The sequence below is a fragment of the Streptomyces sp. NPDC090798 genome (assembly GCF_044768965.1).
Classification (GTDB): domain Bacteria; phylum Actinomycetota; class Actinomycetes; order Streptomycetales; family Streptomycetaceae; genus Streptomyces.
Map to the genome: position 1 here is coordinate 1 of NZ_JBIVXA010000037.1, position 17575 is coordinate 17575.

The 17575-nt window shown below is 71.7% G+C and carries 18 protein-coding genes; 9 read left to right on the forward strand and 9 right to left on the reverse strand.

What is annotated here, in order from left to right; genetic code table 11:
- Positions 1-179: 179 nt before the first annotated feature.
- The 4 genes from ACIQTP_RS44660 to ACIQTP_RS44675 are packed head-to-tail and all read right to left on the reverse strand — an operon-like array spanning position 180 to position 3437.
- A complete protein-coding gene (locus ACIQTP_RS44660; RefSeq protein WP_403411382.1) occupies positions 180-1124 on the reverse strand; it encodes a hypothetical protein in 945 nt (314 codons plus the stop codon).
- Positions 1121-2152 carry an ABC transporter permease gene (locus ACIQTP_RS44665; RefSeq protein ID WP_403411384.1) on the reverse strand — a complete coding sequence of 344 codons (1032 nt, stop codon included), beginning with the start codon at positions 2150-2152 and terminating at the stop codon, positions 1121-1123. Before ACIQTP_RS44665 ends, ACIQTP_RS44660 begins: the two co-directional genes overlap by 4 nt.
- A complete protein-coding gene (locus ACIQTP_RS44670; protein ID WP_403411387.1) occupies positions 2149-3054 on the reverse strand; it encodes an ABC transporter ATP-binding protein in 906 nt (301 codons plus the stop codon). The genes ACIQTP_RS44665 and ACIQTP_RS44670 overlap by 4 nt, the downstream gene beginning before the upstream one ends.
- Positions 3051-3437: a GntR family transcriptional regulator gene (locus ACIQTP_RS44675; RefSeq protein ID WP_403411505.1), complete on the reverse strand. Its 387-nt coding sequence runs from the start codon at positions 3435-3437 to the stop codon at positions 3051-3053. The genes ACIQTP_RS44670 and ACIQTP_RS44675 overlap by 4 nt, the downstream gene beginning before the upstream one ends.
- 168 nt (positions 3438-3605) lie before the next feature.
- Between ACIQTP_RS44675 and ACIQTP_RS44680 the strand changes: the two genes are divergently transcribed.
- The 5 genes from ACIQTP_RS44680 to ACIQTP_RS44700 all read left to right on the forward strand — a co-directional run bounded on the left by ACIQTP_RS44680 (position 3606) and on the right by ACIQTP_RS44700 (position 8554).
- Positions 3606-4148 carry an RNA polymerase sigma factor gene (locus ACIQTP_RS44680; protein ID WP_266433103.1) on the forward strand — a complete coding sequence of 181 codons (543 nt, stop codon included), beginning with the start codon at positions 3606-3608 and terminating at the stop codon, positions 4146-4148.
- Between the two features lie 185 nt (positions 4149-4333).
- Positions 4334-5290 carry a zf-HC2 domain-containing protein gene (locus ACIQTP_RS44685; RefSeq protein WP_403411508.1) on the forward strand — a complete coding sequence of 319 codons (957 nt, stop codon included), beginning with the start codon at positions 4334-4336 and terminating at the stop codon, positions 5288-5290.
- Positions 5287-6147: an ABC transporter ATP-binding protein gene (locus ACIQTP_RS44690; protein WP_403411390.1), complete on the forward strand. Its 861-nt coding sequence runs from the start codon at positions 5287-5289 to the stop codon at positions 6145-6147. Before ACIQTP_RS44685 ends, ACIQTP_RS44690 begins: the two co-directional genes overlap by 4 nt.
- Positions 6144-7718 carry an ABC transporter permease gene (locus ACIQTP_RS44695; protein WP_403411393.1) on the forward strand — a complete coding sequence of 525 codons (1575 nt, stop codon included), beginning with the start codon at positions 6144-6146 and terminating at the stop codon, positions 7716-7718. Before ACIQTP_RS44690 ends, ACIQTP_RS44695 begins: the two co-directional genes overlap by 4 nt.
- A gap of 2 nt (positions 7719-7720) precedes the next feature.
- Entirely contained in the window at positions 7721-8554 is an 834-nt protein-coding gene (locus tag ACIQTP_RS44700) for an ABC transporter (protein WP_403411396.1), read from the forward strand.
- A 44-nt stretch (positions 8555-8598) separates the two neighbouring features.
- On the opposite strand, the gene mshD is transcribed toward ACIQTP_RS44700, so the two are convergent.
- Positions 8599-9525 carry a mycothiol synthase gene (gene mshD / locus ACIQTP_RS44705; protein ID WP_403411399.1) on the reverse strand — a complete coding sequence of 309 codons (927 nt, stop codon included), beginning with the start codon at positions 9523-9525 and terminating at the stop codon, positions 8599-8601.
- A 270-nt stretch (positions 9526-9795) separates the two neighbouring features.
- Here mshD and ACIQTP_RS44710 point away from each other — a divergent pair, with 270 nt between their 5' ends.
- The 4 genes from ACIQTP_RS44710 (at position 9796) to ACIQTP_RS44725 (ending at position 14010) form a co-directional block, all read left to right on the forward strand.
- On the forward strand, positions 9796-11595 hold the full coding sequence (locus ACIQTP_RS44710) for a bifunctional metallophosphatase/5'-nucleotidase (protein WP_403411402.1): 1800 nt from the start codon (positions 9796-9798) through the stop codon (positions 11593-11595).
- A 245-nt stretch (positions 11596-11840) separates the two neighbouring features.
- Positions 11841-11978 carry a hypothetical protein gene (locus ACIQTP_RS44715; protein WP_403411405.1) on the forward strand — a complete coding sequence of 46 codons (138 nt, stop codon included), beginning with the start codon at positions 11841-11843 and terminating at the stop codon, positions 11976-11978.
- 44 nt (positions 11979-12022) lie between these two features.
- Positions 12023-12163 (forward strand): hypothetical protein, encoded by a 141-nt coding sequence (locus ACIQTP_RS44720; protein WP_403411408.1) that lies wholly within the window; start codon positions 12023-12025, stop codon positions 12161-12163.
- A gap of 92 nt (positions 12164-12255) precedes the next feature.
- The gene (locus tag ACIQTP_RS44725; protein WP_403411411.1) at positions 12256-14010 is read left to right on the forward strand and encodes an ABC transporter ATP-binding protein; all 1755 of its coding nucleotides are present in this window, start codon (positions 12256-12258) and stop codon (positions 14008-14010) included.
- Here ACIQTP_RS44725 and ACIQTP_RS44730 read toward each other — a convergent pair.
- The 4 genes from ACIQTP_RS44730 to ACIQTP_RS44745 all read right to left on the reverse strand — a co-directional run bounded on the left by ACIQTP_RS44730 (position 13986) and on the right by ACIQTP_RS44745 (position 17550).
- Positions 13986-14690 carry a response regulator transcription factor gene (locus ACIQTP_RS44730; RefSeq protein WP_403411413.1) on the reverse strand — a complete coding sequence of 235 codons (705 nt, stop codon included), beginning with the start codon at positions 14688-14690 and terminating at the stop codon, positions 13986-13988. The genes ACIQTP_RS44725 and ACIQTP_RS44730 overlap by 25 nt on opposite strands.
- A gap of 91 nt (positions 14691-14781) precedes the next feature.
- Positions 14782-16242, reverse strand: a complete 1461-nt coding sequence (locus ACIQTP_RS44735) for a sensor histidine kinase (RefSeq protein WP_403411416.1) — start codon at positions 16240-16242, stop codon at positions 14782-14784.
- Positions 16239-16970 carry a response regulator transcription factor gene (locus tag ACIQTP_RS44740; protein WP_402051157.1) on the reverse strand — a complete coding sequence of 244 codons (732 nt, stop codon included), beginning with the start codon at positions 16968-16970 and terminating at the stop codon, positions 16239-16241. The genes ACIQTP_RS44735 and ACIQTP_RS44740 overlap by 4 nt, the downstream gene beginning before the upstream one ends.
- Positions 16971-17322: 352 nt before the next feature.
- Positions 17323-17550 carry a hypothetical protein gene (locus ACIQTP_RS44745; protein WP_403411419.1) on the reverse strand — a complete coding sequence of 76 codons (228 nt, stop codon included), beginning with the start codon at positions 17548-17550 and terminating at the stop codon, positions 17323-17325.
- Positions 17551-17575 lie beyond the last annotated feature (25 nt).

A 17575-nucleotide genomic window follows, 5' to 3' on the forward strand; every position in this document is an offset into this window, starting at 1 on the left:
CGCGGCTCAGCCCAAGCCTCGACTCGGCCCAGGGGCCCAGCCCAGTCCCCACCCCCGCCCCCCGCGCCCCCCCCACCCCCCGCCCCCCCCCCGGGCGGCCGCCCCCCCCCCCCCCCCCCCCCCCCCCCCCCCCCCCCCCCCCGCGGGCCCCCCCCCCCCCCCGCTTCCGGGCAGGGGAGCTATGCGGTGCGGCGGCGCAGCAGCCGGAAGGCGGCGGCGGTGGCCGCGGCGGTCACGGCGAGGACGATGCCGGTTTCCACGAGGTGCAGGGGCCAGAAGTGGGAGGCGGGGTGGTAGACGGAGTACCGGCCCGTGACGCCGTGCTCGGTCAGGCACCGCTTGGCTTCCGCGGCTGTGCCCTCGCAGTTCCCGTACCCGGGGTCCGGGACTCGTTTCCCGTGGACGAACACCCCGGACTCCAGCTGCCAGACGGGACCGGACTGGTCGTAGGCCGCGGCGCCGGTACGGGTGATCGAGGGCCACAGGTCCGCGCGGTACCGGTCCAGGCACTGGCTGAGCACCAGCATCACGGCGAACGAGACGCCCAGAGCGGGCAGCGAGCGCCGCAGCGCCAGACCGGCGAGTGCGCCCACGGCCAGGGCGCACAGGGCGTACGCGACCATCGCCGGGCCGCGGGCGACGAAGACGGCGGTCGAGGGCCAGGCGCCGATGACCCGGTCCGGTCTGTGCGACCAGCTCCAGCGGAACGCCGCCACGAGCGCCGTGCCGCTGAGCGTGATCAGCAGGGCGGGCACGGCGAGCTTGGCGGTCAGCCAGCGTACGGGGGACACCGACTGGGTCCAGGCGAGCCACGCGGTGCCGGACTCGAGTTCACGGGCGATCAGCGCGGCGCCCGCCCAGGCGGCGACGGCGTAGAAGGAGTAGCACAGAACGGTGGCGGTGTATCGGAGGATCGCGCTGTACTCGAGCGTGGCCGTGACGCCGCAGGTGTCGGAGTGGAGACAGTGGAAGGCCTCCGCCTGGGCGGCGTCGGCCGTGACCCCCATCGCCCACAGCAGGAGTCCGACGACGGCGACGGCGAACGACGCCCAGACGATCAGCGCCGTGCGGTGCACGCGCAGGACGGTCCACGGGAGGCCGCCCACGGCACCCGCGGTGCTCACAGGGCGGCTGCCTTCGTGCGCGGGGCGCTGCCGGTCTGACGCTTGAGCAGGCGGAAGGCGACGAGGAGAACGAGCGCGGTGAGGACGAGCACCAGGCCGGTCGCCATCAGCTGGAGGGGCCAGTAGTGGGATTCGGGGTGCGAGTCGGTGTAGAAGCTGACGGCGTCGAGCCGGAGGTACAGGGCGCTGCACTTCGTGCTGTGGCTGCTGCCGCACTGCGGGTCGGGCAGCCGGGTACCGGTCGAGGTGAGGAGACCGCTGTGGACGGTGATCCCGAGCCTGGTGGGGCCGTCGTGGGTCAGGCTGGTGACCGTCCGCACCGTCGGCCACAGGTACGGCAGGGCGAGCGCGATGGCCGACCGGACGCCGACCGTCCACACCACCGACATGACGAGTGCGCTCAGGGAACCGCGCAGCCTGATGCCGGCGAGTGCGCCGACGGCCAGGCCGGACAGGGCGAGGGCGACGGTGGTCGGGCCGTTGGCGTGGAAGACGAAGAAGTCGGTCCAGCCCTTGGTGTTGTCGATCCGGCCCTGGCCCCGCACCCACATCCGCCGGTGCAGCACCACCAGCACGCTCGTCCCGACGGTGACGAGCGCGGCCGGCACGGCCAGTTTCACCGCCAGCCAGCGGGCCGGGGAGACCGACTGGGTCCACACGAGCCGCGCGGTGCCGCTCTCCATCTCGCGGCCGATCAGCGAGGCGCCCGCCCAGGCCGCGACGAGGAACGGCAGGAAGGTCAGTGCGAGGGAGGCGTACTGGGAGTACGACTTGTACCTGAGGATCGCGTCCTGGTCGTAGGCGCAGGTGGCCGTCGTGCAGCGGTCGTACTCCCGCCACGCCGCGGCCGCCGCGTCCGTCCCCGGGCCGTACAGCCACAGCAACAGGGCTGCGAGCGCGACGAACAGACCGGCCCAGATGTAGAGCGCCGGGCGGTGCAGCAGCAGCACCGTGTGCACCAGGCCGCGGGTGGCGGACGGGCGGCGCGTGGGCGTCGCCGTGGTGCCGGGGGCGGTCAGTGTGGTCATGCGGCGGACTCCTGGGCGGCGGTGCGGGCGGAGGCGAGGATCAGCGAGGGGGCCTCGGGGTTGCGCAGGTGCGCGAGGACCAGTTCCTCCAGGGAGGGCGTGGTGGCGCGGGCGTCGAGTCCGCCGGAGAACGGGCCCTGCGGGCGGATCAGGGCGGTCAGCTGACGCCCTGTGGTGCGGGATTCGACCACGGTGTGCGGAGTGAGGTCACGGACCGGCCCGGTGGTCAGGGTGTGCGCGGCCAGCAGGTCGTCCAGGTCGCCGGCCAGTCGCACCTGGCCGCCGCCTATCAGCAACAGGTAGTCGCAGGAGCCCTCCAGCTCGGCGACGACGTGCGAGGACATCACGACCGTCGTGCCGTACTGGGCCGCCTCGGCCATCAGCGTGCCCATCAGCTCGTGGCGGGCGAGCGGGTCGAGGTCGGCCATCGGCTCGTCCAGGAGCAGGAGTTCGGGCCGCTTGCCGAGCGCGAGGGCGAGCGCCACGCGGGTGCGCTGACCGCCGGAGAGCGTACGGACCTTGGCCTTCGGGTCCAGCCCGCCGACCTCGTACGTGATCCGCTCGGCGACCGGGGCGTCCCAGCGGGCGGGGTTGAGCTCGTGGCCCAGGCGCAGCGTCTGGGCCACCGTGAGCTGCGGGTACAGCGGCTTGTCCTGGGCGACGTACGCGATGCGTTCGCGGGCGGCGGCCGGGTGGCTGCCGAGCACGGTCAGGGAGCCCTCGGTGGGGGCGAGCAGTCCGGCGGCGTGGGCCAGCAGCGTCGACTTGCCCGCGCCGTTGGGTCCGACGACGGCGCAGACGCGTCCCGCGGGGAGCCGGAAGGAGCACTCGTGCAGTGCCCAGCCCCCGCGCCGCCCGAACCGCTTGCCGAGGCCGGCCGCCTCCATGGCGGTGTCGCTCATTCCTTGTCTCCCCTGCTGAACTTTTCCAGTACGGCGGTGAAGAGCGCCGCCACGTCGTCGTGATCGAGCCCGGCCTCGCGGGCCCTTACCGCCCAGTCGTCGAGCTCGGCGCGCAGGGGCGAGTCGGCGGGGGCGGCGCCCAGAGAGCGCTTCACGAAGGTGCCGAGGCCGCGTCTGGCCTCGACCAGGCCCTCGCGCTCCAGCTCGCGGTAGGCCTTCAGGACGGTGTTCGGATTGATCGCCGTGGCCTCCACGACCTCGCGGGCCGTGGGGAGCTTGTCGCCCGGTTCCAGCAGGCCCAGGCGCAGGGCCTGTTTGGTCTGCTGGACGATCTGGACGTAGGTGGCGACACCGCTGCGCCGGTCGATGCGGTACTCGACCACTCGGACAACCACCCTTTCACTAATTGAGTAGTGAAAGGGTGGTGCAAGGGGGTGCCCGGAGTCAAGCCCGAAAATCGCGGAGGTGAGCCGGGAAGCCGCGGAGGCGAGCCCGGAAAATCCGATGCCGGATGCGTGAACCGATCGGCGGGGCTCGTCCGATGAGGGGATGTGAGGGAAACGAGAAGCGACGGGGAGCTGCTGCGGGCCATCGCGGCGGACGCGGACCGTCGCGCCTTCGAGGAGCTGTACCGGCGGTATGCGCCGTGGCTGACGGCGCGGCTGCGCGGCCGGTGCGCCGACGCCGGGGTCGTCGACGACGTTGTGCAGGAGACCTTCCTCGCCATCTGGCGCGGCACCGCGAGTTACCGGGAGGAAGGTGACGCGGCGGGCTGGCTGTGGCGCATCGGCTCGCGGCGGCTGATCGACACACTGCGCGGCGACGGCGCGCGCGGCCGGCTGCGCCAGACACTGGCCCGCTTCCGCCACCGGCACGAGGCCTCCGCCGAGGAGCGCGTCCTGGCCGGGGTCGAACACGGCGACCTCGCGGGCGCGTTGATACGGCTCTCGCCCGAGCTGCGCGCGGTCCTCCAGGCCACGGTGATCGACGGACTCACGACCCGGGAAGCGGCCGTCCTGCTCGGCATTCCACCGGGCACGGTCAAGACGCGGGCCCTGCGGGCGCGCAAGCAGCTGCGGGAGGAGCTGGCATGAGCGGCGGAGCTGACGAGGCCATCGGCGGAGACCGCCGGGACATGGGTGGGGGTGGAGAGAACATGAGCGGGTTGGACGAGGACGCGGCAGACTTCGGGAGGCCCGGCGCGTCCGGCGCGTCCGGCACGTCCGGCGCGTCCGGTACGGGTGACGAGTCCGGTACGGGTGGCACGGGCGGTGGCGGGATGGACCCGGCCGCCGGTCGGGGCACGTCCGGTGCGGGTGCGAGTGACGCCGATCGGCCCGCGCCCGGCGCCGGTGATTCCCCGGACGGGCGGTGGCACGCGGATGCCGAGGACCTCCGGGCCTATGCGCGGGGCGAGTTGACGCCGCCCCGACTCTGGTCCGTCGACACCCACCTCGTGGCGTGCGCGCCCTGCCGGGAGGCGCTCGCCACCGTGAGCGATCCGGTCGTCCTGGACGCCGGATGGGAGCGGCTCGACGCCGAGCTGGACGCGCCGCGACCACGGCTGCTCGAGTCGCTGCTGGTGCGGATCGGCGTCGCCGACCACACGGCACGGCTGCTGGCGGCCACGCCCGTGCTGCGGCGCTCCTGGCTGGCCGCGGTCGCCCTCGTGCTCCTCATGGCGGTGGTGGCGACCGACGCCGGAGGGGTCGCGCCCTCGCCCACGCTGTTCCTCGCCCTCGCCCCCCTGCTCCCGCTCGCCGGGGTCGCCCTGTCCTACGGACCGGTGCTCGACCCGACGTACGAGATGGCCGTGGTGTCACCCCTCCACGGATTCCGGCTGCTGATGATCCGCACGGTGGCCGTGCTCACCACCGGCCTCGTTCTGAACGGCCTCGCGACCCTCGCACTCCCCGCGTACGGGCTGCGCGCGCTGGCCTGGCTGCTGCCCGCCCTCGCCCTCACCGGGACGGGGCTCGCACTGACCGCCCGCTGGGGGCCGGTCCTCCCGCCCTGCCTGGTCGGCGGAGCGTGGGTCACGCTGCTGATGGTGGCCCACGCGAAGGCCGGCGGTGGCACCCTCGCGCCGTTCACGGCTCTCGGCCAGGGCGTCGCCGGCGCGGTCGCGGTACTGGCCGCCGGGCTCCTCTATCTCGTGCGGGACCGGTTCGACTTCTCCCCCGCGCACGCCCCCTTCGCCGACCACACCGACTTCTCCGACAGGAGCGCCGCATGACCCCCACCGTCTCCGCCTCCGGGCTCACCCTCCGGTACGGCGGGACCATCGCCCTCGACGACGTCTCCCTGCGCCTGAGCGAGGGCGTCACCGGGCTGATCGGGCCCAACGGCGCCGGGAAGACCACCCTGTTGCGGGTGCTCGCCACCGCCGTGCCCGCCGACCGGGGAGCGTTCACGGTGCTCGGGCACGACCCCGGCACGTCCTCGGGCCGCCTCGACGTGCGGCGCGCGCTGGGTTATCTGCCGCAGACCCCGGCATTCCACCCGGACTTCTCGGCCTTCGAGTTCGTCGACTACGTGGCGATCCTGAAGGAACTGACCGACCGCTCCGCCCGGCACCGGGAGGTGCGGCGCGTGCTGGAGGCCGTCGACCTGTCCGACGTGCGGGGCAAGCGCATCAAGAGGCTTTCGGGCGGTATGCGCCAGCGGGTCGGGCTGGCCGCCGCGCTGGTCGGCGACCCCGGCTTCCTCGTCCTGGACGAGCCGACCGTCGGCCTGGACCCCGAACAGCGCATGCGATTCAGGGAAATGATCGCCGAGGCGGGCGAGGGACGCACGGTCCTGCTCTCCACCCACCAGACAGAGGACGTCGCGATGCTCTGCCACCGCGTGATCGTCATGGTCCGCGGCAGCATCCGCTTCGAGGGCACCCCGGCCGAGCTGACCGCGCGGGCGGCGGGGCGGGTGTGGAGCAGTACGGCCCGCGACCCCGGCGCGAGAGCCGGCTGGCGTTTGGGCACGGGCTCCTTCCGCAACGTCGGCGACCCGCCCAAGGGCGCCGATCTCCTCGAACCGACCCTGGAGGACGGCTACTTGCTCACTCTCGACGGCGAGCCGGCGGAGGTGGCGGCATGAGCGAGCTGGTGACCCGCACGGTCGTGAAGGAGGCGGCCCCCACGGGGGTGGAGCCGCCCGCCCAGGACCCGCACACGAACAGGGCGGGGGCCGTCATCGCCCTCGCCCGCTTCGAGGCGCGCGAACTGCTGATGCAGATCCCGGTGCTCGTCTTCCTCCTCCTGTACGTCGCCTACACCGGGTGGACGATGTTCAACGGCCGGGAGGGCATGGACGACCATCCGGTCCTCCAGGATGTCGACCGGTCCACCCAGACCGCCCCCCTGCTCCTCGCCCTCGTGCTGTTCGTCAGCATCAACCGCGCCGTGCTCCGCTCCCGCAGGCACGGCACCGACCCGCACTTCGACGTGCTGGTCATGGAGCCGTGGCGGCGCTCGCTGGGCCACGCCCTGTCGGCCGTGCCGTTCGCGGCGTTCACCGGGCTGGTCGCGGGGTTCGAGTTCACCTGGGCGGCCCTGAAACCCGGCGCCGTCGGCCACGGGTCGCTCGCCGAACTGCTCGTGGGCCCGCTGTCGGTACTCCTCGCCGGAGTCCTCGGCGTCCTGGTCGCACGGTCGGTCCCCTTCACGATCGCCGTACCGCCCTTCGTCATCGGTATGTACGTCCTCACGACCCTCGTGGCCGCGAGCACACAGGGCACGCACTGGGTGCGATGGCTGGCACCGGTGGTCACCGAGGAAGGCGCCCACCCCTTCCCCTCAGACCTGATGGGCCGCCCGGCCGCCTGGCACATGCTGTATCTGGTGGGGCTCATCGCGCTGCTGCTGTGCCTCGCGCTGCTGATCAACGGCGGTCGTACGCCCAGGATCAAGGCGATCACGGTCCTCGCCCTCGCCGCGATGGCCCAGGGCATCGCGGGGCAGGCCCCAAGTGACTCGGACGCGCTGATCGCGGCCCGCGCGAAGGCGTCCGCCACCCCGCAGAAGGTGCAGACCTGCGTCGCGCACGAAAGGTCGACGTACTGCGCCTACCCCGAGTGGACCGGCCAGAGTGCCGACTGGGCCGAGGTGGTCCAGCGCGTCCAGTCCCTCGCGGGCGGCCCGGCCGCGGCCGAGCGGCTGACGGTGCGCCAGCGGGTCGACGCCCGCTCAGGACTGGAGGGCGACGCCGCGATCGAGCCGGCCAAAGCGCCAGGGGTGGTGACTGTCACTACACGCTGGGGCGGCAATCGGATCCCGGAGTTCGCCGTGGGGGTGGCCTCGGTTCTGGTGACGGGGGACGAGACGGCCGGCGGCGAAGTGTGCGACGCCCGCGCGGTGATCATCATGTGGCTGGCGCTGGGCTCGGAGTCCCACCCGCTGACCGTGCTGCGCCATCTCCGTATCGACGACTCCATCAGCGGCGGAGGGGTCGCCCTCGCGCCCACGAACCCGGTCTCCATGAACGCTGCGCAGACAGAGGTGATCAAGGAGTTGCTGAGCAAGCCCCGCTACAGCGTCATCCCCAAGGTGAAGGCCCACTGGGCGGAGCTCACGTCCCCCAAGACGACGACGGCCCAGGTGGCTCAGCTGCTGGGAGTGCCGGCGCCGACCGGCCCGGGCGCGCTGAACGTCAAGACATGCGAGGAGTGACCGTGCTCGACAACGCAGGCACGGCCGGAAGCGCGGAGGATGCCGGAAGCGGCGGGGGTGCCGGAAGCGCCGGGGGTGCGGAGAGCACCGGAAGCGCGGCGGGTGCCGGAAGTGCCGGACGGGCGGGAAGTGCGGGAACCGTGGGAAGTGGGGTGCCCGCGGGCGGTATTCCGTCCCGGGGGCGCCCGTTCACGGTGGCCCGCGCCCTTCTCGGCCCCCTCTGGCGCACCCTCCCCCGGAGGGCGCTGGTGACCGGTGCCGTACTGGGGCTGCTGCTCGCCGGGATGCCGCGGCTGTTCTCGCTCCGGCTCGACACGGGGGCCGGCCTCAACCTCCTGCGGGCCGCCGCGCTCGCCTTCGCTCTGGGCCTGGCCTTCCTGCTGGACGATCCGGCCCGGCACATCACCGCGGCGGTGCCGACCCGGCGTCCGGTGCGGGTCGGCCTGCGGGTGGCGCTCGTCGCTCCGTCGGCCGTGCTCTGGTGGACCGCCGCGCTGTTCCTCATACCGGAGCAGGCCCGGCCGCCGGTGGGCGCCGTGACCTTGGAGGCCGCCGCCACGGCGTTGCTCGCGCCGGCGGCCGCGGCGGTCATGGTGCGGTTCACCGACCGGGCCGAGCCGGGAGGCGTGGTGTGCGTCGGACTACTGACCATGGCGGTCCTGGCGCCCCTGCTGCTCCCCGACCGGTGGACGCTCTTCCCCGCACCGTCCGACCCGCGCTGGGACGGCGCCCATCAGGCATGGGCGGTGGTCCTGGTCACGGCGGCGCTGGCCGGGGCGTGGTCCTGCGCGGAACCCCTACGGACGTGGCGGCCCGCCGTCTTCGCTCACCGGTGACACGAAGAGGCGGGCGCGGACGGGCAGGGGCACCGGACCGACGGTCAGGACTCGCTTCGGTACATCAGGTCCGTCTCGTGCGTGCGGAAGCCGAGCCGCTCGTACACGGTCATGGCCGCCTTGTTGTCGGCGTCGACGTAGAGCATGGCGGTCGGCAGACCCTGCCGGGCGAGGTGGCGGAGCCCGATCGTGGTGAGGGCCTTGCCGAGGCCGCCGCCCTGGGCGCCGGGGCGGACTCCGAGGACGTACACCTCACCGAGGCCCTCCTCGGCGTGGACCTTCGTCCAGTGGAAGCCGACGAGTTCGTCGCCGCGGAAGGCGAGGAAGAACCCGGACGGGTCGAACCACACCTCCGCCTTGCGGTCGTCCAGGTCGCGCTGGGTGAGGGAGCCCTGCTCGGGGTGGTGGGCGAAGGCCTCGGCGTTCAGGGCGAGCCAGGCCGCGTCGTCCCGGCCGGGCACGAAGGTGCGGACGTTCACGCCGTCCGCGAGCTTCGGTTCGGGCAGGTCGAGGTCGGTCAACGGCCGCCGCAGCTGGCGCAGTTCGCGGAAGAGGGTGAGGCCGAGGACCTGGGCGAGATGCCGGGCGGCGGAGTGACCGCCGTGCGCCCACACGCGCAGCCGCTTGCCGGACTCGGCGAGCAGGGCCGAGCCCAGGGCCCGGCCGTGGCCGTGGCCGCGGTGCGCCGGGTGCACGACCAGCTCGGCGGCCGGGGCCTCCACCGGGTCGGTGTCCTCCAACTGCGCGTACCCGACCAACTCGTCGCCGAGGGTCAGCAGCAGATGGCGCACGCCTTCGCGGGCGCCGCCCTTCAGCTGGAGCCGGCCCTGCTCGGAGACCGCCTGCTGCCCGTCGGCCCGGGCGGCCTCCGCGAGCAGCCGGAGCACGTCCTCGGCCTGGGCCGGGGAGAGCGCGGTGTGGGTCTCGATGGAGCGGGTGAGGGCGTGGGGCGCGCTGTCGTCGCTGGTCATGGATACGAGGGTACGGCGCGGTGTTTTGCGGACAAGGAGTTGCGCGGAGTCGATGTGGCTCGTGGCGGGGAGCGGAGGGGCATCCGTCAGGTGGTGGTGAGGCGATGGCAACCAGTCTGTAACCCCGAACCCCCTGTTGCGCTACGCGCGTTGATTCTAAAGTGCGCGTAAAGCCACAGCCGTCCCACAGCTCTCACAGCTCTTGCAGTTCTCGCAGCACCCACGGCTCAGACAGCTCCGACGGCTCCGACAGCTCCCAGGGGGGAACCCATGCCGCCGACGCCCCGGCACAGACGTACCCATCGCATCCTCGCCGCCGCCGCTGGGCTGGCCACCGTAGGCGCCCTGGCCGCCGCGATGCCCGCGAGCGCAGGGCAGGACAGGTCGACCCCGCACCACCACCCCGGCAGTGGCCGCTACCAGGACGTACAGCTGCTGTCCTTCAACGACCTGCACGGCAACCTGGAGCCGCCGGCCGGGTCGTCCGGCCGGGTCACGGAGCTCCAGGCGGACGGCACGACGAAATCGATCGACGCGGGCGGTGTCGAGTACCTCGCCACGCATCTGCGTGAGGCCCGCAAGGGCAACAAGTACTCCATCACGGCCGCCGCCGGAGACATGGTCGGCGCCTCCCCGCTGATCTCCGGGCTCTTCCACGACGAGCCCACGATCGACGCGCTGAACAAGCTCGACCTCGATGTGACGAGCGTCGGCAACCACGAGTTCGACGAGGGCGCCAAGGAGCTGGCCCGCCTGCAGAACGGCGGCTGCCACCCCACGGACGGCTGCTACGACAAGAAGACGAAGTTCCGGGGTGCCGACTTCCCGTACCTCGCGGCGAACGTCACCGACGAGAAGACCGGCAAGCCGATTCTCAAGCCGTACTGGGTGTGGAAGAAGAACGGCGTCAAGGTCGGCTTCATCGGCGTGACGCTGGAAGGCACGCCGAACATCGTGTCGGCCGACGGCGTCAAGGGACTGAAGTTCGGCGACGAGGTCGAGACGATCAACAAGTACGCCAAGGTGCTCCAGCGCCAGGGCGTGAAGTCGATCGTCGCGCTGATCCACGAGGGCGGCGCGCCCGCGTCGACGGCGTACAACTACGACTGCGACAGCCCCGGCGCCGGTGACGGCATCTCCGGGCCGATCGTCGACATCGCCAAGAACGTCACGCCGGCCGTGGACGCCCTGGTCACCGGTCACACCCACCAGGCGTACGCCTGCACCATCCCGGACCCGTCGGGCAAGCCCCGCATGGTGACGTCGGCCTCGTCCTTCGGCCGCCTCTACACGGACACGACGCTGACGTACGACCGCTGGACCGGCGACATCGCGCGTACGGCGGTGAAGTCGGCGAACCACGTGGTCACCCGTGACGTGGCCAAGGCCGCCGACATGACGTCCCTGATCAGCAAGTGGAAGACGCTCTCCGCCCCGATCGCCTCGCGTCCCATCGGTTACATCGCGGGCGAGATCGGCAACACCGGTAACGAGTCCCCGCTCGGCGACATGATCGCCGACGCGCAGCTCGCGTACGCCAAGTCCGTCGACCCCGAGGCCGACCTCGCGGTGATGAACCCGGGCGGCATCCGCGCCGGGCTCACTTACGCGGCGAGCGGCAGTGAGGGCGACGGGGTGGTGACCTACGGGGAGGCGTACACGGTCCAGCCGTTCGCCAACACCGTCAACCTGGTGAACCTCACCGGCGCGCAGGTGATCACGGCACTCCAGCAGCAGGTCAGCGGGGCCAACGAGGCCGCGCCGAAGATCCTGCAGATCTCCAAGGGTCTGACCTACGCGCTGGACCTGACGAAGACGGGCGCGGCACGGGTGGTCGCCGACTCGGTCAAGCTCAACGGCGCGGCGATCGACCCCGCCGCCACCTACCGCGTCGCGATGAACTCCTTCCTCGCGGGCGGCGGCGACGGCTTCGCCGAGCTCGGCAAGGGCGGAGACGTCCTGGTCGGCGGCGACGACCTGGCGGCCTTCGAGTCCTATCTGACGGCCAACTCCTCGGCCACGGCGCCGTACCCGGTGCCGACGGCGGACCGGATCACGGTCGTGCGGTAGTCCCTTACGGAACGGGCGGGGCCGGTACGCGGATGCGTATCGGCCCCGCTTTTTTTCGGCCTAAATTCTGTGTGAGTAGTGGATTGGTTCCACGGTCCGTCTGAAAATTTCTTTCAGCCGCAATTCATTGAGGTCTCAGTCGAATTGGCGATTTCAGGGTCCGGGGTCCCGTAGTGTTTTCCATGTCGAAAGCGAACAGCGCAAACGACAAAGGGAATTCACCCGCAGGGAACAAGGAGACAGTCATGAGCTTCCACAAGATCACCCCGGTCAAGAAGCACCACAAGCCCGCCCCGGCCCCGAAGAAGCCCGCGCAGCGCCGGCCCGCCAAGCCGGCCCCGGTGGCGCAGAAGCCCGGGCGCCGCCCTGTCGGCAACAAGTAAACAAGATCCAGCCCCGATTAACAGATCCAACGAGAGGGAACCTCATGAGCTTCCACAAGATCGTCCCCGTCAAGAAGCACCACAAGCCCGCCCCGGTCGCGAAGCGCCACCCCGTCAAGCCGGCCCCGGTGGCGAAGAAGGCCGTCGCTCCGAAGAAGCGCCCGGTCAGCCGTCAGGGCCAGTAGCGGCCCGCGCGAGGCGGGGTCACCGGGAATTATCGGTTTCCGGTGGCCCCGCCTCGGCCATGTTCCGGTCCGGAAAGGGAAGTTGATTTGATATGCGGGAAGTACGGGAGGCATTCGCACGCTTCTGGCCGCTGACACGCGGCGACCGCAAATGGCTGCTTCTGATCATCGGCTGCGTGGTCGTGGCCGCGCTCGCCGAGACGGCCTCGATCCTGCTCTTCGCACAGCTCACGGACCACGCCCTGAAGGCCGGTTCGCTCTCCGCGTTCTGGGAGCCGGCCGGAGCCTGGCTGGGTGTCGCCGTGATCGGCGCGATCGTCGGCTACCTGGGCAACTCGCTGGCCGTGTGGACCGCGGAGAGATTCGTCCTGCGCCTGCGCGCGAGTGTCTTCCGGCACGTCCAGGACCTGCCGCCCGACTTCTTCCAGAAGCACCGCCAGGGCGACCTGGTCGAACGGCTCACCGGTGATGTCGAGGCCATCGAGCAGATGGTCGTGTCGGGTGTCGTCGGGACGGTCTCCGCCGCCTTCTCCGCCGTCTTCTACGCCACCGCCGCGCTCTGGCTGCGCTGGGATCTCGCCCTCGTCACCTTCCTCCTCGCCCCCCTCTTCCTCGTCGCGGCCCGCCGGTTCGCCGGCCGCATCAAGACCGCCTCCCAGGAGGAGCGGGCCGCCGACGGCGCGATCACCTCGGTCGTCGAGGAGTCCCTCGGCAACGTGGTGCTGACCCAGGCGTACAACCGCCGCCGCGCCGAGGAGAAGCGGCTCGACCGCGAGGCGCGCGCCTGGATGCGGGCCTCGGTTCGCGGGGCACGGGCGAGCGAGATGTACGAGCAGTTCGTCGAGGTCGTCGAGACGCTGTGCGTGCTCGCGGTGATCGGCCTCGGTGCCTGGGAGATCTCGAAGGGGCGCATGTCGCTGGGCCAGTTGCTCGCCTTCGCCGCGTTTCTCGGCTACCTGTACCCGCCGATCCGCAGTCTGGGTCAGCTCGGCCTCACCCTCACCGCCGCCACCGCGGGCGCGGAACGCATCCAGGAGATCCTGGACACCGAACCCGCCGTCACCGAACCCGCCGAGCCCGTCCGGGACTGGCCCGTGCACGGCTGGGTCAGCTTCCACGGCGTGTCGTTCCGCTACCCCGGCGCCGAGCGCGAGTCCCTGCACGACGTGACCTTCACCGCGGGCCCCGGCGAACTCGTCATCGTCACCGGCCCGAGCGGCGCCGGAAAGTCGACGCTCTCCAAACTCCTCACCCGCTTCTACGACCCCACGGCCGGCGTGGTCTGCCTGGACGGCGTCCCGCTGCCCGACGTGTCCCTGGAGTTCCTGCGCGAGAACGTGGCGCTGCTGCCCCAGGAGACGCTGATCCTGCACGGCACGATCCGCGAGAACATCGAGTGCGGCAGGCCGGGCGCGTCCCAGGCGGACATCGAGCGGGCGGCGACGGACGCGGTCGCGCACGACTTCATCAGCGCGCTGCCCGACGGGTACGACACCGAGATCGCGCCCGGCACGGCCACCCTGTCCGGCGGCCAGCTCCAGCGGATCGCGATCGCCCGCGCGATGCTGCGCGCCGCACCCGTCCTGGTACTCGACGAGCCGACCGCCGGGCTCGACTCGATCGCCGCACGCCGGGTGGTGCAGCCGCTGCGGCGGCTGATGGCGGGCCGTACGACCATCATGATCACGCACGATCTGAGCCTCGCCCCCGACGCCGACCGGATCCTGGTGGTGGACGGCGGCCGGCTGGTGGAGGCGGGCACGCACGACGAGCTGATGGCGTGGGGCGGGGCGTACGCCCGGCTCGCGACGCCCGAACTCGGCTACCTGGCGGCGCGGAGCGTGTAGCCGAGCCCCCGCACGGTGTGGATGAGCCGCGGTTCGCCGCGGCTCTCCAGTTTCCGGCGCAGGTACATCACGTACACGTCCAGCGTGTTCGACGTCGGCTCGAAGTCGAAGCCCCAGACCTCCTTGAGGATCTGGGCGCGGCTGAGGACCTTGGCGGGATGCCGGAGCAGGTACTCCAGCAGGGCGTACTCGGTCCTCGTCAGGACGAGGGGGCGGTCGGAGCGGGTGACGGTGCGGGTGGGCCGGTCCATGGCGAGGTCCGCGAAGGCGAGCCGGTCGTCGAGACGGGGCGCGCACCGTTTCGGCTGCGGGCTGCGGCGCAGCAGGGCCCTGACCCGGGCGAGGAGTTCCTCGGTGGCGAAGGGCTTCATGAGGTAGTCGTCGGCGCCGTTGTCGAGGGCGACGATACGGTCGCCGACGGCGCTCCGGCCGGTGATCATGAGGATGGGGACGGTGGACCCGGAGGCTCTGATCCGGCGCGTCGCGGCCAGCCCGTCGAGGCCGGGCATGGTGACGTCCATCAGCACCAGGTCCGGCCGCTCGTCCACCCCGGCCACCAGTTCGAGGGCCTCGCGGCCGTCCCCGGTGAGGACGGTCTCGTAGCCCTCGAACCTGAGCACCCGGTCGAGCCCCTCACGTACGGCCTCGTCGTCATCGGCCAGCAGGATCTTCCGCGCCATCCCCCCAACGTGTAACGGGGCGCTGTGGGAGGGCTTGGAGAGGGGTGTGGGGAGGCTGGGCGGTGTCCGCGCCCAGCCTCCCCGGCGGGACCTATGGAGCCTCGGGAGGCGGCGTGGGCGCGCCCGGCAGTCGTAGCGTCGCCACCGTGCCGCCACCCTGCGCCGGTTGCAGCGACACCTCGCCGCCCGACTGCTGCACGGTCCTGGCCACGATCGACAGGCCCAGGCCCGAGCCCGGGAGTGCGCGGGCGGACGGGGAGCGCCAGAAGCGGTCGAAGACGTGCGGGAGTTCCTCGGAGGGGATGCCGGGGCCGTGGTCGCGGACGGTCAGTTCGCCGGCCTTGAGGATGACGTCGATGGCCTCGCCCTCGGGGCTGAACTTCACCGCGTTGTCGAGGATGTTCACGATCGCCCGCTCCAGCGCGGACGGCTCCGCCCGTACGAACCAGGGCTGGAGGTCCGCCGTGATCGTCAGCTCGGGACCGCGCAGACGGGCGCGCTGGAGGGCCGCCTCGACCGTTTCCTGGAGGTCGACCACCTGGATGCGGTCGCCCGACTGGCCCGCGTCCGAACGCGACAGCGTCTGCAGGTCACCGATCAGCGCCGCCAGCTCCGTCATCTGCGCCTTCACCGACGCCAGCAGTGCCCTGCGGTCCGCCGGGGGGATCGGGCGGCCCGTCTCCTCGCTGCGGGTGAGGAGCTCTATGTTCGTACGCAGCGACGTGAGCGGCGTACGGAGCTCGTGGCCCGCGTCGGCGATGAGTTGCTGTTGCAGCTCACGGGAGTTGGCGAGAGCGGACGTCATCGAGTTGAAGGAGCGGGAGAGACGGGCGACCTCGTCCTCGCTGTCGTCCTCGACGGGGATGCGGACGGAGAGGTCCTCCGTGCGCGCCACGTGCTCCACCGCCTCCGTGAGCTTGTCCACCGGGCGCAGACCCGCGCGGGCGACCGCCAGGCCGGCGGCTCCGGCGCCGACGACTCCGATGCCCGAGACGAGGAGGAGGACAAGGGCGAGGTCGTTGAGGGTGGCCTGGGTGCTCTTCAGGGGGATGGCCACGAGGAAGGAGGCGTCCTGGACCAGGACCGGGCTGCTGCCCGGAACCTGGCCGGCGACGACGAGGGGCATGGTGATCACCCGTACGTCGTTGCCTTCGCTGTCGGTTCCGGTGCGGAGTCTGGCCCAGCTCGGGTTCTTGGCCTCGTCCTTGTCGCTGTTGGTGACCTTCACCGTGCCTGCGGAGCCGTCGAACGCACAGACGGTTCCGTCTGCCTGGACCACCTGGGAGAAGTACTCGGACCGCCCGCGGGGGCCGTCGCTGCCGCTCTTCGGGTCCTGGCCGCAGTTCTTTATGGCGCGCTGGAACGATCCGTAGGAAACGGGTGCCTTCTGTGCTTTGAGGTTGTTGTCGATCTCGTCGTACAACTTCCCCCGCACTATGAACCAGCAGGTCACCGAGACCGCTGCCACCCCGAACGCCACCGCTGCGGCGACCAGCATGGCCAGCCGGGAGCGGATCGGCAGGGATTTGAACCGGCGCAGGACCCTCATCACTCGGCGCCGCCCGACCGCAGGACGTACCCCACGCCCCGCACCGTGTGCACGAGGCGCGGCTCGCCGCCCGCCTCGGTCTTGCGGCGCAGGTACATGACGTAGACGTCGAGGGAGTTGGAGGAGGGCTCGAAGTCGAAGCCCCAGACCGCCTTGAGGATCTGCTCACGGGTGAGGACCTGGCGCGGGTGGGCCAGGAACATCTCCAGCAGGGTGAACTCGGTGCGGGTCAGTTCGACCGCCCGGCCCCCGCGCGTGACCTCGCGCGTCGCGAGGTCCATCCGCAGGTCGCCGAAGGTCAGCGCGTCGTCGTCCGGGGCGCCGACCGTCGTGGCCGCGTAGGAACTGCGCCGCAGCAGTGCCCGGACCCGGGCGAACAGCTCGTCCAGCTCGAACGGCTTGACCAGGTAGTCGTCCGCGCCCGCGTCGAGGCCGGTCACCCGGTCGCCCACGGTGTCGCGGGCCGTCAGCATGAGGATGGGGGTCGTCGTGCCCGCCCCGCGCATCCGGCGGGCGGCCGTCAGGCCGTCCATCCGGGGCATCTGGATGTCCAGGACGACCAGGTCGGGCTGGTACGCGGTCGTCTTCTCCAGCGCGTCCGCTCCGTCGACCGCGACCTGGGTGTCGTACCCCTCGAAGGCGAGGCTGCGCTGAAGTGCTTCGCGCACGGCCGGCTCGTCGTCGACGATCAGGATGCGCTGGGTCTCACGGTCGCCTTCGGCGGGGCTCATGGGCGTGGGTTCCTAGGGGTGCGGTGGGACGGGGCCGGACGCTTTCAGCCTCGCACGTTCCGGCCGGGGCAGAAAGGATCAGCGGAGATCGGCGGGGATCGGTCGGGATCGGAGGGGATCAGCGTAGATCGGAGGAGATCGGCTGAGATCAATCGGGATTCGCTGCGATTGGTCGAGATCGATCGGGATCGGCCGGTATCAGCCGGTATCGGTTCCTCGGCTCAGGTTTGCGGCCCGCTCGGCCCGCTGGCCCGCCCGGCCCGTTCAGCCTCCTCGCCCTGCCTGCTCGGCCTCCTTGCCCTGCCTGCTCGGCCTCATCGGCCCGCTCAGGCAACGCAGAGCGCTCGCCGGCTCAGACCCCCAGCGTGCTCAGCTGGCTCAGACGGCTCAGGCGGCTCAGCGGGACCTTGCGGCGGTGCGGGTGATCGGCGGAGAGGTGCAGGCCCATCATCTGCGGCTGCGGGACCGTCACTTCCGGAGCCCGGGGCACCGGCCGGTGCAGTTCACGGGCGATGGAGAGGGCCAGGCCGAGGCCGGCGGGGTCGGTGCCTTCGATGCTGTGGGAGACGCGAGTGATCATTTCAACCTCCGAGAAGGACTTGGCC

Bases quoted from the DNA above. Each gene is read 5' to 3' on its own strand.
- ACIQTP_RS44665 (WP_403411384.1), bottom strand. From the start codon at position 2,152: ATGACCACACTGACCGCCCCCGGCACCACGGCGACGCCCACGCGCCGC.
- ACIQTP_RS44670 (WP_403411387.1), bottom strand. From the start codon at position 3,054: ATGAGCGACACCGCCATGGAGGCGGCCGGCCTCGGCAAGCGGTTCGGG.
- ACIQTP_RS44685 (WP_403411508.1), top strand. From the start codon at position 4,334: ATGGACCCGGCCGCCGGTCGGGGCACGTCCGGTGCGGGTGCGAGTGAC.
- ACIQTP_RS44690 (WP_403411390.1), top strand. From the start codon at position 5,287: ATGACCCCCACCGTCTCCGCCTCCGGGCTCACCCTCCGGTACGGCGGG.
- ACIQTP_RS44695 (WP_403411393.1), top strand. From the start codon at position 6,144: ATGAGCGAGCTGGTGACCCGCACGGTCGTGAAGGAGGCGGCCCCCACG.
- mshD (WP_403411399.1), bottom strand. From the start codon at position 9,525: ATGACCAGCGACGACAGCGCGCCCCACGCCCTCACCCGCTCCATCGAG.
- ACIQTP_RS44710 (WP_403411402.1), top strand. From the start codon at position 9,796: ATGCCGCCGACGCCCCGGCACAGACGTACCCATCGCATCCTCGCCGCC.
- ACIQTP_RS44715 (WP_403411405.1), top strand. From the start codon at position 11,841: ATGAGCTTCCACAAGATCACCCCGGTCAAGAAGCACCACAAGCCCGCC.
- ACIQTP_RS44720 (WP_403411408.1), top strand. From the start codon at position 12,023: ATGAGCTTCCACAAGATCGTCCCCGTCAAGAAGCACCACAAGCCCGCC.
- ACIQTP_RS44725 (WP_403411411.1), top strand. From the start codon at position 12,256: ATGCGGGAAGTACGGGAGGCATTCGCACGCTTCTGGCCGCTGACACGC.
- ACIQTP_RS44730 (WP_403411413.1), bottom strand. From the start codon at position 14,690: ATGGCGCGGAAGATCCTGCTGGCCGATGACGACGAGGCCGTACGTGAG.
- ACIQTP_RS44740 (WP_402051157.1), bottom strand. From the start codon at position 16,970: ATGAGCCCCGCCGAAGGCGACCGTGAGACCCAGCGCATCCTGATCGTC.
- ACIQTP_RS44745 (WP_403411419.1), bottom strand. From the start codon at position 17,550: ATGATCACTCGCGTCTCCCACAGCATCGAAGGCACCGACCCCGCCGGC.